The sequence below is a fragment of the Actinoplanes sp. NPDC049265 genome, from assembly GCF_043197135.1.
Lineage (GTDB): Bacteria > Actinomycetota > Actinomycetes > Mycobacteriales > Micromonosporaceae > Actinoplanes.
In genome coordinates this window covers 85,329-100,838 of record NZ_JBICSP010000010.1, presented here as the reverse complement: position 1 = coordinate 100,838, position 15,510 = coordinate 85,329, and the positions used below count along the sequence as shown (strand labels likewise).

Here is a 15,510-nt window from a genome sequence, read left to right as displayed (position 1 = left end):
AACGGTTATCCCCAGGCTGTGCACAGGGCTGCGCACAGCCGGGACCGGGATGTCCACAGGTTGTCCCAAGCCTCGTCCACCGGCCAAGTTGGGCAGCTCAGTGGCCGCTTCGTATGCTTCGTCGGCCCCGGGACTCGCATCACTCCGGCGTGGTGGGTGGTTCTGGCCACAGGATCAGCCGAAAGTGTCGTACCCGGGTTGTTTGATCAGTGGTGGCCGGGCGCGGACCGGCCCCGCGTGAGCGGCCGTGCGGAGGGGGAGCATCGAGTGTCGATCACCGACGACGCACGTCCACAAACCCCGCCTCGTCCTGCAGAGGGCGGCGGCGGGGGCGGTTTCGACAAGTCGCCACCACAGGACATCGCGGCCGAGCAGAGCGTGCTGGGCGGCATGTTGCTGTCCAAGGACGCCATCGCCGACGTGGTCGAGATCCTCAAGACCCAGGACTTCTATCGTCCCGTCCACGCCACGGTCTTCGACACCATTCTCGATCTGTACGGGCGAGGCGAGCCGGCCGACGGCGTGACAGTGGCGGCCGCCCTCTCCGACTCGGGTGACCTGCAACGCATCGGCGGCGTGCCCTACCTGCACACGCTGATCGAGAGCGTGCCCACCGCGGCCAACGCCTCGTACTACGCCCGCATCGTGTCCGAGCGCGCCGTGCTGCGCCGCCTGGTCGAGGCCGGCACCAAGATCGTCCAGCTGGGGTACGGGACCGGCGGCATGGGCGGACGCGACGTCGACGACGTGGTCGACCTGGCTCAGCAGGCGGTGTACGACGTCACCGAGAAGCGGGTCAGCGAAGACTTCGCGGTGCTCGCCGACATGCTGCAGCCGACCCTCGACGAGATCGAGGCGGTCGGGGCCACCAACGGCATGATGACCGGCGTACCGACCGGTTTCTCCGATCTCGATCGCCTGCTCAGCGGGCTGCACCCAGGCCAGCTGATCATCGTGGCCGGCCGCCCCGGTCTCGGTAAGTCGACCGCGAGCATGGACTTCGCCCGCAACGCGGCCATCCGCGCCAACTGCGCCAGCGCCATCTTCAGCCTGGAAATGAGCAAGATCGAGATCGTCATGCGTCTGCTGTCGGCCGAGGCCCGCGTGCCCCTGCACGTGCTGCGTTCCGGCCAGCTCTCCGACGACGACTGGACCAAGCTGGCCCGCCGCATGGGCGAGATCAGCGAGGCCCCCATCTTCGTCGACGACACCCCGAGCATGAACCTGATGGAGATCCGAGCCAAGGCAAGGCGCCTCAAGCAGCGCCACGACCTAAAATTGATCGTCGTCGACTATCTCCAGCTGATGACCAGCCCGAAGCGCACCGAGAGCCGCCAGCAGGAGGTCGCCGACCTCTCCCGAGGCCTGAAGCTCCTGGCCAAAGAGGTCGAGTGCCCTGTGATCGCGGTCAGCCAGCTAAACCGTGGCCCCGAACAACGCACCGACAAGCGCCCCCAGCTCTCCGACCTCCGAGAGTCAGGCTCCATCGAACAGGACGCCGACGTCGTAATCCTCCTCCACCGCGACGACTATTACGACAAGGAGTCCCCCCGGGCCGGCGAGGCCGACTTCATCGTCGCCAAACACCGAAACGGCCCCACCGACACAGTCACCGTCGCCGCCCAACTCCACTTGTCCCGCTTCGTCGACATGGCCGTCGTCTAGCTGCGCCATCCGGAGCGATCTCAGCGCCGGTCAGGAATCGCTGTCGACGTCCCAAGCGTCGTCGTCATCCTCGAACTCCGCGCTGAGGTCTTCCTTCTCCATCCAGGCAGCGAGCCCGGCGCTGCAGATCGCTCGGAGGGCATCTTCTGACGGCAGTTCGGTCTGAAGGTCACTTCGGGCTACGTGCTCGGCTTGTGTTCGGTCGACCTTGAATCGCTTATCGAAGAAGTCGAAGTCGTAGAGAAAGGCCGCCGCGGTCGATGGATCGAACGTCCAAGTCTTCGACTGGACGTTCCAGACCACTGCCTGCACTGGGCCGTTGAGCGTGATCAGGTGGGCAATCAAGCTGGACGGCCGGTCGGAGACGTCACTCTCCTTGACTGCGAGATAGACGAAACCTGCGTCGTCAACCATTGGGCCTCCCTTGTCCGAAAACCTCATCGCGGGTGAGGCCGTACAAAGCCAGAAGGCCCTCGACCGTTCGTCCCTGCTGTGCAAGCTTGGACTCGTAAAGATGCCATGCCTCGGCGTTCTCGCCAAGCCACGCGTCAAAGGACGTATTCGGGTTCTTGTTAGGATTCAGTCGGTCCACTCCAGCCGGCTGATGATTATCGATGTGCTTTTCCTTGTTAACCTTGAGTATCTGCAAGAATGCTTTGAGGCGCTTGGTGAATCGCACGCTCGGTAGCCGTAGATCCTCGTAATACTTGTGCGTCAACTTGCCGATCTCGTACGACAGTGCGGTGGGGAACTGGAGCTCGAACAAGGCCCCATCAACGTCCGCTACCGTGACGTTGAGGCCATTGTGACGGCCGCCCGACCCCCAGAAGTTGACCTTGCGCTTTACGGTATAGCCCTGCTCGGTCAGAGCATCCAGCGTGGCTGCGACATTCTCGACATATCGATGCTCGGACAGCTGAATCGAAAACCTGACGCGGTCCTTTGTGCCCGCCATGAACCGGTTGAAGTCAAAATTTTGAGTCTTCGATTCCGGAGCCATGGTGCGTGCGATGGATTCGACCGTCTTTGCCCGGTACTCGGTTCCCACGAGTCGAGCGCCGTCTTCCGCACCGCTTGGATTGAGGTCGGCCGCGATCCTTTCCAGGTCCGGCATGATTCGATCCGCCATTGCTTGACATCTCGCGTTGTCAGCAACCAGGCGGTTTCGCAACTCCTCGCTCAGTGAGGCAAAAGCCTCGTGTTCCAAATTCCGCGCCACGTTGGAGTTTCGATCGTCGTGCGGTGAACTGCCGGTGGGGTCGGGGAGGTGGGCTGGGGTGGGGGAAAGGTGGGCCGGGATTGTTGAGTACTCGCCGTTGGGGTTGGTCAGGAGGGCGCTCACCGAGACCACATTGGACGGGTTGGGGTGGCCGGAGTGGGTGTAGAGCGGGGTGTCCTCGGATTGGAGGCCGGTTTGGGGGTCCAGGTAGAGGATTGTGCCGCCGTGGTTTATGGCGGACCAGGCATGGGTGTCGCCGGACTCGGACTGGGTGATGATGAAGGCGAAAGCGCCATGCTCCAAAGAAAGTAGCTGGCGGGACAAGTTTGTGAAGGCCTGAGGGACGGACCGCTTTGGGTCCTGGGCGGGCTGGGTCAACGATACGAAAGAGCCCTGGGCGGTTGACTCTATGCGGGCCCGGCCGGACCGCTCGGGGTTCAAGGGTCTGGTGGGGTCGCCCTGGGCGTACGAGTCGAAGGTTCGGGGGGCCGAAACCCTCGGGCGGCCGTGTACGTAAGTGTCGAAAAGGGATAGGACGCCGTCTACGCAGTTGATGCCTCGGGTGGCGTCGGCGGTGGGGCCGCCGTCGTTGGCCAAGGTGAACCAGACGCCTTCGCGGGGGTCGGGGTTGCGGACGGGGCGGCCGTTGTGGTCCTTCGGGACGGCCTGCTCCAGTTCCCTTTGATGTACGGCCAACGGGCGCCGCAATCCGCCGGGCTCGTCGTAGCGCCGGCTTCGCTCCACGGGGGCCGGCACCTCGTCGTCGGTGACGCGGGAACGGTCGTCGGTGTCGACGCCGCCGGAGGCCAAGGTGCCGACGTCGTCGTTGAGGCGGGTCCAGGCGTCGAACTCCACCTCGGTGCGCGGCGGCCGGACGAAACCCGCGGCCATCAGGTCGGCCTGGGCGGACAGGATGCCGGCGCGGGACTCGGCCTGCCGCGCGGCGGTGCTCAGCTGGTCGGCGCGCAACGAGAAGCCCTGCGAACGCGCGTCCGCGGCCTGGGTCGTGAGGCGGCCGGCGGACGTCGCCCAGTCGGCCGACTCGTCGTTCAAGGCGCGGGCGTCGCGGTCGCGGCGGTCGGACTCGAAGGCTGTCCGGGAATGGTTCAGATATCCGACGTACGCGTCGATCTGCTGCTGATCCGCCGGTGGGCGCGCGGGGGTCGGCGGCCGGGGCGGAGCGGCCGGAGCGCCGGGGCCGAGCGCTGCCGCGATCAGGTCCAGGTCCGAGTGGGGGCGGCCGGAGTCCGGTGAGGGAGCCGTCCGCGCAGGTGCGGCTGGGAGATCGCGTGGCGGAGCGTGGGTGCTCCCGGGTGCTCGGTGGCCGAGAGGAAGTTCCTGGTAGGGAGTCTGGCCAGGGTTGGGGCGACCGCCCGGCCGGTCCATGTTGGACGGCACTGTGCCGGTCGGGTCGGGCACCGGCCGAGCGGGAGTTGCGGCGGGAGAAGGCGATGAAGCGGGAGCGGGAGTCGAGGCGGGAGAGGGAGTCGAGGGGGGAGAGGGGGATGAGGCGGGAGAGGGGGATGAAGCAGGAGCGGGAGTCGAGGCGGGAGAGGGGGATGAGGCGGGCGGTGTGGTGGAAGGGGGTGAGGCGGGGGAGGTCACGCCGGGCGGGGCGGCAGGAGTGGGTGATGGGGAGAACGCGCTGGTGGGTGTGGTTGGGGACGCTGGATTGGGCGCGGACGGCGGCGGAGTGTGGTCGGGGAGCGGGGGCGGCGTCGAGGCGGCCGTCGTCGTCAGGGACGGGGAACCCAGATCGTGGAGGACAGAACGGCTGGGTGAAGACGTCGGCTCGGAAGCGTGATGGGGAGCGCCATCGGCCGAGGACGGCGCGTGGTCGGGAGAGGAAGAGGGATGGTGGGGGGTGGAAGAAGGCGCCGGGGTGGAAGGTGGGGACGCGGGGGGAATGGCGCCGGAGAGGGACGACAGGTCGCCGCTGGGCAGGGGTGACGATAACGACAGCGCCGATGTGTCGGGAATGGACACGTTGTGAACGCCGGACATCGCTGAACCGACGCCGCCGGACGAAGCCGACTTGGCGACTCCTTCGAGGTCCGGCAGGTCGCCGGTCACCGCCGCCCCGCCGAACTCGGCCAGCACCTCCCCGGCCGCACCGCGAAACACCCCATGCGACCCATGATGGCCGGCCCCGACCTGCGACCCACCGGCCGCGAACCCGCCCCCGAACCCGGCCGCCGTCGACAACCCCAGGTCAGCGGCATCCACCCCGTCCCGGCGCCCGGTCACGTTCTGATAGCCCTGGATCAGCGCATTGGTTGCGAATTCCTCCCGCGCCTCCTCCAGGCCCTCCCGCAGCGCCCCGCGGGCCAGCGCCATCCGCCCGGCCCGGGTCGACAACTGCTTGATCGCCCGGGATCCGGCCTGCCGCAACGCTTTTCGGCCGAGTTGCTCGACCAGCCGCTTGAAGATCTGCTGGATGATGACGCGGGTGGCGGCGATCAGGCCGCCGGCCGCGGGCGAGGCGGTGCCCAGGGTGGCCGCGACCGCGATCGCCATGCCGATCAGCTCGATCACGAAGAGGCCGAGCTCGATCCACGCCTCGATCTTGGCGCCTTCGATGTCGCAGCCGCATTCCTCGACCATCTGGCCGAGTTCCTGGGCGACTTCGATCAAGGATTCGAGGGGTACGCCCGCCCAGGCCTCCTCGAACGCGTCCGCGCCCGCCCCGGAGTAGCCGGCCCGGATGGTCGTGGCGGCGGCCGCGGCGTCGTCGCGCGGGGCGGTCAGCGCGGTAGCCAGCGCGTACCACTGGTCGGCGACATCCCAGGTGGCGGCCTCGTTCCCGGAAGGCCAGTCGAAGCCCACCACCCATTCGAGTGCTTCGTAGGCCCAGCCGGGCAGGTCCCACGGGGTGTACTCGAGCGGATGCGGGATCGGGCTGGGCAGCACGCTCACGCCGGGTCCTCGTACGCGTGCTCCACCCGTACCCCGGCGTCTTGATCTGTGGTCCGCAGCTCGGCCACGACGGCCCGCACCTGCTCGCCCAGCGTGCGCACCTGCCGCGCTGTGGCCTCGAAGGCGGCCAGCACGTCCTGCTCGGCCGGCCGGTAACCGGCGTCGAAAGCGTGCCCGATCTCGTCGTTACCCCACGGATGCGCACCGGACGCCGGCAGCAGCGTGGTGCGCGTGCCGGCCAGCAGCTCACCCAGCGCCTCGCCGGCGGCGAAGAGCGCGTCGGCGCCCGACCGAGCAACGGCCCGGTCCAGTTCGACGTGATCACTCATCCGGATCGCGCACCAGGGATGGCAGGTCGCCGTCGTCCAGGTATTTCACGGCGCGGGAGGTCGGCGGAAACACCTCGGCCATCATGTCGCGAACCTGACGCTGGGCGGACGCGGCCGCCGCCCGTACGGTCGAGACAATCAGCGACGCCGATGGATTCTTGCGCAGCTCGAGATCGGCCAGATGCCCCCGGGAATCGACCGTGGCCGTCACCTGGCCGTCCCGTGAAGTCACGCTGACCCGGACCTCGGCTAAGCGTTTCTGCAGGTCAGCAAGGCCCGACCGGACCTGACGGACCTGTCCGGAGACCTCTTCGAAGCGTGCCCGCAACGCCTGGTTGGCGTCCCGGTCAGCGGTGTCCGCCACCCGGCCCTCCCCTGCCGCAGAGCGAATTCTGGGTTCGCACAGTACCGCCCCGCGCAACCTTGCGTGGTCCGGTAATTTCACAGCGCGAACACCGCCCGGGAGGAGCTCCATGATCACGTTGGCTCAGGCCGAGGAGATCGCTGCCGGCTGGGCGCGGCTCGAGAGCGAGAGGCGTGGGTACGAGTGCACGCCCGTCGTGTCAGAGTTCGATCTCGGGTACGTGGTGTGGACGCGCCGCCCCGGCACCGACACGGCCGAGCCGGGTGACGGCGGGCGTACCGTCATCGATCGTGAACTCGGCCTGGTGACCACCTGGCCGGCGGTGCCCGTGGAAACCGTGGCCCAGCTCTACCGCGAGCGGCATCCAGACCTGTCGGCCCAGCGCCGCACGGTCGACCCGTCGGTCGAACTGCTGCGCGGGGTGCGCCGCCGGTACAGCCCGACCACCGCCGCCCACCTGACCGTGGACGGCCGCGTCTTCCGCGCCCGTGGCGCCAAGGGTGACCAGCGGATCAACCACCATCTGTTGATCGACGGCATGTTCCGGGCCGCGGCGCCGCACGGCGAGTTGGTCCGCGGCTGTGAGCGCCACGCCGAGCTGATCGTGTTGTCGGACGCGCTGCACGAGGCCGAGCGGGCCCGGTCCGAGCCGCTCACGCTGGAGTCCGCGCGCGAGGTTCTGCGGGGGTCGGTGTTCGAGGCCTTCTATGTCCGCGAGCCCGGTGATCCGCTGGCCGGCGCCCGCGCGGTCCCCTGCGACACGTGCGCGACCGGGCTGGCCGGCTTCGGCGTCACCTCCTGGGACGACGTGCCGGTGTGGGGCCCGCCCTGGTATGACGACGAGCCGGCCGAGCCCGAGCGCTTTCCCGACGAGGTGGCGCGGCGCCTGGCCGGCTGCGGGTGGAAGCCGCTGATCGGCCGGATCGGCCGGGAGGCGCTGGCCGATCAGAAGATCACGATGGCGCGGCAGCACGGGCATCAGGCGTTCCCGGCGGCGCGCGGCCTGCTCGTGGACTTCCCGGTGATGGTGGCCAAGAGACGCATGCCGGGGGTACGCCACCGCGTGCGGCTCTACCAGTTCGACATGCGCATCGCGTTGCACACCGCGCCCGTACTGGCCGACTTCGCCGAGGTCATCGGGGTGCCGCTGTTCCCGTTCGGCACCGAGGAGGACGGCGACTCGATCCTCGCGGTGGACGAACGTGGCCGGGTCTTCGCCCTGGACCAGGGCGGTGAGTGGCTGCTCGGCGAGACCGTCGACGAGGCGATGACTGACCTCGTGATGGGTGACGGTCCCGCCGCCCGGGTCCAGGACGACGGCACGTGGTGATGCATATTTGTGCTCAGAGCGCTCTGAGCACAAATATGCATCAGTCGAACAGCTCGCCGAGGAAGCCCTTCCGGCGGCGGTAGTGGCCGTGGTGGCCGCCGTGCTGCCGGTAGTGGCCGTGGTAGCCGCCGTGGGCCGCGTGGCCGTAGGCGGGCTGGCCGTAGCCGGGCGCGGGCGCCGGCGGGTAACCGGGAACGGGCGGGGGCGGCGCGTATCCGCCACCGTGGGCGGGCGGCGGGGGCGGCGGGCTGTATGCGCCACCCGGCGCCGGGGCCTGCTGCGGCCGGGGCGGGGCGGACGGCGGGGCGCCGGCGTTCTGACGGTTCCAGTTCGCCTCGGCCTCGAAGAGTTTCTCCAGTTCACCGCGGTCGAGGAAGATGCCGCGGCATTCCGTGCACTGGTCGATGGTGACGCCGCTGCGCTCGTACGTCCGCATCTCGCCATGACACTTGGGACAGGTCATCTGCATTCACTGACGGTACAAGGCCGTGTCACTTCGCGGGGCCGTTGTTCCTGTGGGTCTGCTGAGTTCCGCCGCCCAGACGAGCAGGGCCACCGGGTACAGCAGGTAACCGAATCGGGTGGTCGGCATCAGCAGGATCGCGGTCAGTAGGCCGTAACCGCAGAAGAGGGCGGCCGCCGCGGCCGTGCGCGGTGGACGGCGCAGCAGCAGCGCGGCGATCGTCAGCCCGGCCAGGACGAGCAGGCCCAGGGCGACGTAGCGGCCGCCCGGCACCGAGGTGGCGATCAGGTAGCCGGGGAACGGAGACTGCGCCGGGCTCGTCACCAGGCCGTGGCCGGTGGGGAAGCGGATCACGTTCTCCAGGTACGCGTCCGCGTCGACCAGCAGCGCCGGCAGCAGCGTGATCACGGGCAGGCCGATCGCCCCGGGCAGGTAGCGGCGCCACTGTCCGTTCACGACGGCCAGCACCAGCAGGACGCCGACCACCGGGAAGGCGAAAGGTTTCATGGCCGCGGCCGCCCCGACCGCGAGTCCCGCCGCCCCGAACCGGTTCCGGGCGCAGAAGGCCAGAGCCAGCAGGCAGAGCGCGAGTACGGGCAGGTCGTCGCCGCCGGTGGCCAGGGTGAGGGCGCAGACCGGAAACACCGTGGCGGCCTGCACCGCCCGCACCGTCGACGCCGCCCAGGCCACGGCCGCGACCATCACCACGGCGAACCACACCCGCGAGTCGGTGAACCAGTGATCGCCCAGCCACGCCCGGGGCAGCCCGAACACCGCCATCCCGGGCTGATAGGGGTGATAGCCGCCGAGCTGCTCCGACGCCGGCAGCGCGGCGATGCCGGCCCGGCTCAGATAGGGCGACCCGGTCGACGCCAGATGCCGGCCCATCTCCTCGACGACCACGACCTCCTCCTGCGCTCGATCCAGCCGCCCACCGGCGCGTTGCACGGCCTGGACGACCAGCGGCAGCAGCGACACGGCGGCGAAGGTGGCCCAGGTCAGCAGCAGCCGGTTGACGAAGGGCACCAGGAGTAGTGCCGCCAGGTAACCCCAGGCCGCCACCGAACCCCACGCCCGATGCGGCAGCAGGGTCGACGCGAGTGCTGTGAACAGGGCGAACGCGCCCGACAGGGCGTACAGGGCGGCGTCCAGGGCCCGCCCGCCCGCGGCCGCGTCGGCCCGGGCGAGCAGTCGGGTGATCACGCAGGCAAGTGTGGCAGAGACGACCGGTGCGGCCCGGGTGGCCGGCGGCGCGGCAACCGGACCACGCTGCCGGCGTCGTGCAGCGCCCCGGCCAGCACGCCGGGCCGGCCGCCGGTGCCACGCTGCAGGGCCGCCAGTATCCGGCGGCCGCGCATCGGCCGGGCGAACAGATGCCCCTGGCCGGCCACGCAGCCCAGCTCCCACAGCGCGGCGCGTTGCGGCTCACTCTCGACACCGTCGGCGATGACCGTCAGGTGCAGGCTGCGGGCCAGGTCCACTGTCGACCGGATGACCGCCGCGGCCTCGTCGGACGTCTCCACCGCGGCCACGAACTCGCGCCCGATCTTCAACTGGTGCAGAGGAATCCGGGAGAGCACGGACAGTGGCGACACACCGGCGCCGAAGTCGTCGAGCACCAGGCGGACGCCGGCCGCCCGCAACTCGGCCAGCGCCCGCTCGACCACCTCGAGCTGACTGATGGTCAAGGTTTCGGCCAGTTCGAGCACCAGCCGGTCGGACGGTACGCCGTGGCTGCCGAGCCGGGACCGGACCGCCTTGGGAAAGTCGGGGTCGAGCAGGCTGCGCGGCGACACGTTGACCGCGACCGGGATGTCGAAACCGGCCTCGCGCCACGTGTCGGCGGCCGACAGCGACTGCTCGAGGACCGCGTCGGCGAACGCGGGCAGCTGCCCGGACCGCTCGATGGTCTCCAGGAACTGCACCGGGGTCAGGTCGCCGTGCTCGGGGTGATGCCAGCGGGCCAGCGCCTCGGCCGCCACCACCTCGCCACTGCCCAGGTCGACGATCGGCTGGAAGTCGACCGAGAACTCCAGCTCGGCCACCGCCCGGCGGACCTCGCCGCCCAGCATCAGCCGGCCGACGTCGGCGGTGTCTCGTGAGTGCGCGTAGTCGACGGTTCGCTGGCCCGAACGTTTCGCCTGGTACATGGCCACATCGGCGCGGCGCAGCAGCTCGGTGACGCCGCCGCTGCCCGGGGCCAGGGCGATGCCGCCGCACGCCTCCACGGTCAGCCGCATGCCGTCCACGTCGATGGTGCGGTCGAAGGCGGCGAGCAGGCTGTCGGCCCGGTGCCGGGCCATGGCCGGCGAGGGCAGACCGGTGAGGAGTACGGCGAACTCGTCGCCGCCGAGCCGGGCCACCAGGTCGGCGGGGCGCGCGGCGTCCTGCAGCCGGACCGCCACCTCGCGCAGGACCTCGTCGCCGGCGGCGTGCCCGAGCGTGTCGTTGACTTCTTTGAAGTGGTTGAGGTCGATCAGCAGCAGGGCCAGCATGCCCTCGTCGGGGCGCTCGGTGAACATCCGGCCGGCCTGGTCGAGCAGCTCGCGGCGGTTGGCCAGGCCGGTCAGCGGGTCGTGGGCGGCGTCGTAGGCGTACTCCCGCGACATCCGTTCCAGCTCGGCGTACGCGGTGGCGTTGCGGATGGCCGTATATAGAGCGGAGGCGAAGGTCTTGAGCTTGTACGTCTCCGACGGCGTCAGACTGATCGACCGGTTCACCCGCAGCCGCAGCTCGCCGACCGGGTTGCTCTCGATGTGACCGGCCAGCTGGCGGGTGATCTCGGCGCCGTCCCGGCCCGGCGCGTCCGCGGGCGGCCCGTCGTAGACCACGCCCTCGGTGGTGCCCCGGACCAGCCGCGGCGACTCGCCGTCGCTGAGCTCGATGTCCACCTCGTCGACCGAGAACAGCTGGGCCGACCGGGTCACCGCCGCCTCCAGCACGGCGGTGAGATCGACCACATTGAGCTCGTCGGTGGTCTCGGCGAGGCGCTGCCAGGACTGTCGTTCCTCGCGGTTGCGGACCTGTGCGGTCTGCCAGAGGTGTACGCACACCACGATCGGCAGCACCAGCAGCAGGAGACGGGCGTCGCCGCCGAGCGAGAGGATGCCGACCACCAGCGTGGCCACGGCGTAGCGGGCGACCGTACCGAGAACTCGCATGTCCCAGTCGGTGCGGAGCGACGTCCACAGGCTGACCCGCATGGCCAGCGCGATGACCGGGTTGCCGAGCGACTCGTCGACCACCCACATCGCCAGCGCGGCGGTGGCCAGCGCGCCGACCTGCAGCACCGGGTGATCGGCGTTCGGCGTCAGCGGGAAGAGCGAGTAGACCAGGCCGGCAACGGCCGCGGCGAGCACGTCCTTGGCCACGCCGAACAGTGCCTTCTGCGGCGCCAGCCCGGTGGTCAGCTTGGCCATCGCCACCGCGGCGCAGGTGCAGAGGATGAGCCAGGGCGGTGAGAGGACGGCCAGGCCGATGAGTACGCCGACCTCGGGCCAGGAGATGCCGCGGGTGTGTGAGCGGATGCGTACCCGCCACTGGGTGCGACTGCCGACCGCGATCGCACAGATGATGCCGGCCGAGACCATAACCGATGGTCGCGGCGCGGACCAGGCCGCCACCAGCGCCGACAGCACGGCGACCCCGCCTGCAACGACGACGAAGCTGACCAGCAGCGAGAGCCGCTTGTCAGCTACGTCGTCGTTGAAGCCTGTCTTGCGGGTCACGGGCCTCCTCCGCGGCAGATCGGAGAAACGATCCGATCCGTCATCAGGGTATTGCGGTGGGTGGCCTCCGGTCATCTATCTCAGCCCCACTCGATACCGCGCATGGCGCTACTCCTAACCCCCTGGCGGTTCCGGTGAGCCTTCGCGAGCTCCGCCGGAACGCTTGTTGATGAGACCGTGTCGCGACACAGGGAACGTTATGTGATCCGGTGAGGCTTTGGTAGGCATTCATGTCGGTATGCGCAGAACGCGAGAATCCCTCGCCTTGGCGTCACGGAATGCGCTGAATCAAGAACTCAGGGCAATGTAGAGGGTCGTTTTAGGCAGGAGTATCCGAATAGCGGACAGTGTTTTTCCGCTAACCCAAAGGATTGACAATCAATATCCACTGATGTGTAGTTATCAACGGACCGGCACGCCGCTGACCAGCGGAGAGGTGCCGCTATTTGCCGTAGTGGAATTGTGCGGCCTCCCGGCTGGATATGCGAATCAGATTCCCCCCGCCGGTCGATAAACTCCCGTTATGCCCGACGAATCCCTGCTGACTCACGTTGACGAGACCGGTGCGGCCCGCATGGTCGACGTGTCCGCCAAGGCGGTGAGTGCCCGGCGCGCGGTCGCGGCCGGCCGTCTCGTCACCACCCCCGAGGTGATCGCCCTGCTCCGCGGGGACGGCCTGCCCAAGGGGGACGCACTGGCCGTGGCCCGGATCGCCGGGATCATGGGCGCCAAACGGACCCCCGACCTCATCCCGCTCTGCCATCCGATCGGGTTGACCGGCGTGACCGTCGACCTCGAGCTCACCGACGACGGCGTGGCCATCACCGCGGCTACCAAGACCACCGACCGCACCGGCGTCGAGATGGAGGCGCTGACCGCGGTCGCCGTCGCCGGACTCACCCTGATCGACATGGTCAAGGCGGTCGACCCCGCGGCCAGCATCGAGGCGGTGCGGGTGCTGCGCAAAGAGGGCGGCAAAACCGGTGAGTGGGTACGCCCGGAGCACCGGCCGTGAGGGCCCGGGTGATCGTCGCCTCCAACCGGGCGGCGGCCGGCGTCTACGCCGACACCAGCGGTCCCCTGCTCGTGGCCGGCCTGCGCGACCTCGGCTGCGAGGTCCCCGGCGAGCCGGTCGTCGTGCCCGACGGCGCCCCCGTCGCCGAGGCATTGCGCGCAGCCGTCGCCGACGGCGTCGACGTGGTCCTGACCAGCGGCGGCACCGGGGTCACACCGACCGACCGCACCCCCGAGGCGACCCGCGGCGTCCTCGACTTCGAGATCCCCGGCATCGCCGAGGCGATTCGCGCGCACAGCCGCGACAAGGTGCCCGCGGCGGCCCTGTCCCGGGGGCTGGCCGGGGTGTCCGGGCGCACGCTGATCGTCAACCTGCCCGGCTCGACCGGCGGTGCCAAGGACGGTCTCGCGGTCCTCGGCCCGATCCTGGCCCACACGGTCGACCAGATCCGCGGCGGCGACCACGCTCCCGGCGGCTCCCATCCCGCGAGCGCGCCCCACCACGAGGGCGGCGGTTCGCACGCCGGGGGTGCCGCCCGCCACGAGGGCGGCGGTATTGATTCCGCGGCCTCCTCCCCACCGTGAGGGCGGCCCCGCTGATGGCGGCCCGTGAGTGCTCCCCACCGCGAGAGCGACCTCCGCCGCGGGCACAAACCGTGCGGGCGGGTGCGGGCGGGAAGGTCTCGGGGTCGGTGATCGCATACAGTCGACCGGCGGGGTTCGCGGAGGCGATAGGGTCGTGGGTGTGAGCGCTGTGGATTGGGCTACCGCTCGGCGGCTGGCCTACGAGGCGGGTCGCGCGGCGGCCGGGCCGGCCGAGATCGTTCCGCTGGGCGCGGCGGACGGTCGTACCCTCGCCGAACCTCTGCTCGCCCTCACCGACCTGCCCGCCTTCCCCACCTCCAGCATCGACGGCTGGGCCGTGCGCGGTCCCGCGCCGTGGCGGCCGGTCGGCCGCGTGCTGGCCGGCAGCACCCCCGCGCCGCTGACCGAAGCCGGCACCTGCGTCGAGATCGCCACCGGGGCAATGGTCCCGGCCGGCGCCGAGGCACTGATCCGTGTCGAGGAGTCCACCCGGGACGCAGCCGGTCTGGTCGAGGGGGCGCCGCGGACCACGCCCGAGTGGCGCCTGCCCGGCGAGGAGGCGACCAAGGGCGAGGAACTCCTACCGATCGGCACGTCGGTCGACCCGGCCGTGATCGGTGTCGCGGCCACCTGCGGGTACGAGACCCTGACGGTCACCGCGCGCACCCGGGCGGCGCTCCGGATCTTCGGCGACGAGCTGCTCACCAGCGGCCCGCCCGGCGACGGCCGGGTCCGCGACTCGCTCGGCCCGCAGATGCCCGGCTGGCTGCGCCGCGGCGGCGCCGACATCACCGAGGCCGACGTGACCGGCCCGGTCGAGGACACCCTGGACGCCCACGTGACGGCCATCCGCACCGCGTTCGAGCGGGCCGACCTGGTCTGCACCACCGGCGGCACCATGCACGGCCCCGTCGACCACCTGCATCCGGCGCTGGCCGAGCTCGGCGCCGAGTACGTCGTGAACACCGTCGCCGTCCGCCCCGGCTTCCCGATGCTGCTCGCCCGCCTGCCCGGCCCGCGCGACCGTTTCCTGGCCGGCCTGCCCGGCAACCCCCAGTCCGCGGTGATCGCCCTGGTCACGCTGGTCCAGCCGCTGCTCGACGGGCTGGCCGGCCGCCCCGCGCCGATCCTGCCGAGGGTGGTCACCACGGCTCCGGTGCGTGGCCGCGGCAACGACACCCACCTGGCCCTGGCCCGCCTCACCCCCGACGGCCGCGAAGCCACCCCGGTCGGCCACGTCGGCTCGGCGATGCTCCGAGGCCTGGCTAACGCCCACGGTTTCCTGCTGGTCGCCCCCGGCACCCAAGCCACCGCCGGTGACGAACTGCCCTTCCTCCCGTTGCCCCTCCTGTCCGGCGAACGCCGATGACCGAAATGTCACCAACCCCGGCCGGCCCGCCCAGCGGCGCGAGCACGCCGCCGGGTGCTGCCCACGTCCGGCGGGAGCCGATGGTCCAGGTCAGTGACGTGCCGCTCGACCTCGCCGCGCACGAGGCCGCGGTGGCCGACCCGCGGGCCGGCGCGGTGGTCTCGTTCCAGGGCGTTGTGCGCGACCATGATCATGGGCGGGGCGTGACGCTGCTCGAATACGAGGGGCACCCCACCGCCGAGGCCGTCCTCCGCGAGGTGGCAGCCGAGATCGCAGCCGACCCACAGGTCTTCGCGGTGGCCGTCTCGCACCGCGTCGGCACTCTCGCGATCGGCGACGTAGCCCTGGTCGCGGCGGTCAGCACGGCCCATCGGGCGGCTGCCTTCGCCGCCTGCGCCCGCCTGGTCGACGAGGCCAAGGCGCGCCTGCCCATCTGGAAGCGCCAGGTCTTCACCGACGGCACCGACGAGTGGGTCAACTGCCCGTAACGATCCCGCCGACGCCCGGCGAGGGGCGAGGGACGTGTCG

Annotated in this window: 12 protein-coding genes and 1 pseudogene; 6 read left to right on the top strand and 7 right to left on the bottom strand. The window is 70.3% G+C overall.

The genetic code is table 11. From position 1 onward, the window contains the following. The first annotated feature begins 273 nt into the window (after window positions 1–273). Window positions 274–1,665: a replicative DNA helicase gene (gene dnaB / locus ACGFIO_RS23740; protein WP_392829018.1), complete on the top strand. Its 1,392-nt coding sequence runs from the start codon at window positions 274–276 to the stop codon at window positions 1,663–1,665. A gap of 30 nt (window positions 1,666–1,695) precedes the next feature. On the opposite strand, the gene ACGFIO_RS23735 is transcribed toward dnaB, so the two are convergent. The 4 genes from ACGFIO_RS23735 to ACGFIO_RS23720 are packed head-to-tail and all read right to left on the bottom strand — an operon-like array spanning window position 1,696 to window position 6,493. Then, on the bottom strand, window positions 1,696–2,079 hold the full coding sequence (locus tag ACGFIO_RS23735) for a hypothetical protein (RefSeq protein ID WP_392828680.1): 384 nt from the start codon (window positions 2,077–2,079) through the stop codon (window positions 1,696–1,698). Beyond that, window positions 2,072–5,800 carry a toxin glutamine deamidase domain-containing protein gene (locus ACGFIO_RS23730; protein ID WP_392828678.1) on the bottom strand — a complete coding sequence of 1,243 codons (3,729 nt, stop codon included), beginning with the start codon at window positions 5,798–5,800 and terminating at the stop codon, window positions 2,072–2,074. The genes ACGFIO_RS23735 and ACGFIO_RS23730 overlap by 8 nt, the downstream gene beginning before the upstream one ends. Then, window positions 5,797–6,129, bottom strand: coding sequence for a hypothetical protein (locus tag ACGFIO_RS23725; RefSeq protein ID WP_392828676.1), 333 nt, complete (start codon window positions 6,127–6,129; stop codon window positions 5,797–5,799). The genes ACGFIO_RS23730 and ACGFIO_RS23725 overlap by 4 nt, the downstream gene beginning before the upstream one ends. Next, entirely contained in the window at window positions 6,122–6,493 is a 372-nt protein-coding gene (locus ACGFIO_RS23720; RefSeq protein ID WP_392828674.1) for a YbaB/EbfC family nucleoid-associated protein, read from the bottom strand. Before ACGFIO_RS23720 ends, ACGFIO_RS23725 begins: the two co-directional genes overlap by 8 nt. 109 nt (window positions 6,494–6,602) lie before the next feature. Between ACGFIO_RS23720 and ACGFIO_RS23715 the strand changes: the two genes are divergently transcribed. Then, entirely contained in the window at window positions 6,603–7,823 is a 1,221-nt protein-coding gene (locus tag ACGFIO_RS23715; RefSeq protein ID WP_392828672.1) for an SUKH-3 domain-containing protein, read from the top strand. Window positions 7,824–7,863: 40 nt separating this feature from the next. Here the strand turns inward: ACGFIO_RS23715 and ACGFIO_RS23710 are convergent, their stop codons facing one another. From ACGFIO_RS23710 to ACGFIO_RS23700, 3 genes are read right to left on the bottom strand one after another with little or no spacing between them, the layout of a single operon-like run. Continuing rightward, window positions 7,864–8,292 (bottom strand): zf-TFIIB domain-containing protein, encoded by a 429-nt coding sequence (locus ACGFIO_RS23710; protein WP_392828671.1) that lies wholly within the window; start codon window positions 8,290–8,292, stop codon window positions 7,864–7,866. After that, entirely contained in the window at window positions 8,293–9,486 is a 1,194-nt protein-coding gene (locus tag ACGFIO_RS23705) for a glycosyltransferase 87 family protein (RefSeq protein WP_392829017.1), read from the bottom strand. Beyond that, a complete protein-coding gene (locus ACGFIO_RS23700; protein WP_392828669.1) occupies window positions 9,486–12,014 on the bottom strand; it encodes a putative bifunctional diguanylate cyclase/phosphodiesterase in 2,529 nt (842 codons plus the stop codon). Before ACGFIO_RS23700 ends, ACGFIO_RS23705 begins: the two co-directional genes overlap by 1 nt. A gap of 523 nt (window positions 12,015–12,537) precedes the next feature. Between ACGFIO_RS23700 and moaC the strand changes: the two genes are divergently transcribed. From moaC to ACGFIO_RS23680, 4 genes and pseudogenes are all read left to right on the top strand, one after another. Then, entirely contained in the window at window positions 12,538–13,029 is a 492-nt protein-coding gene (moaC, locus tag ACGFIO_RS23695; RefSeq protein WP_392828668.1) for a cyclic pyranopterin monophosphate synthase MoaC, read from the top strand. Then, window positions 13,002–13,493: pseudogene (locus tag ACGFIO_RS23690) on the top strand (molybdenum cofactor biosynthesis protein B); the annotation flags it as partial. The gene moaC and the pseudogene ACGFIO_RS23690, both read left to right, overlap by 28 nt. A gap of 274 nt (window positions 13,494–13,767) precedes the next feature. Next, window positions 13,768–14,982 carry a molybdopterin molybdotransferase MoeA gene (locus ACGFIO_RS23685; protein WP_392828666.1) on the top strand — a complete coding sequence of 405 codons (1,215 nt, stop codon included), beginning with the start codon at window positions 13,768–13,770 and terminating at the stop codon, window positions 14,980–14,982. 80 nt (window positions 14,983–15,062) lie between these two features. Continuing rightward, window positions 15,063–15,470: a molybdenum cofactor biosynthesis protein MoaE gene (locus ACGFIO_RS23680; protein ID WP_392829016.1), complete on the top strand. Its 408-nt coding sequence runs from the start codon at window positions 15,063–15,065 to the stop codon at window positions 15,468–15,470. Window positions 15,471–15,510: the final 40 nt, after the last annotated feature.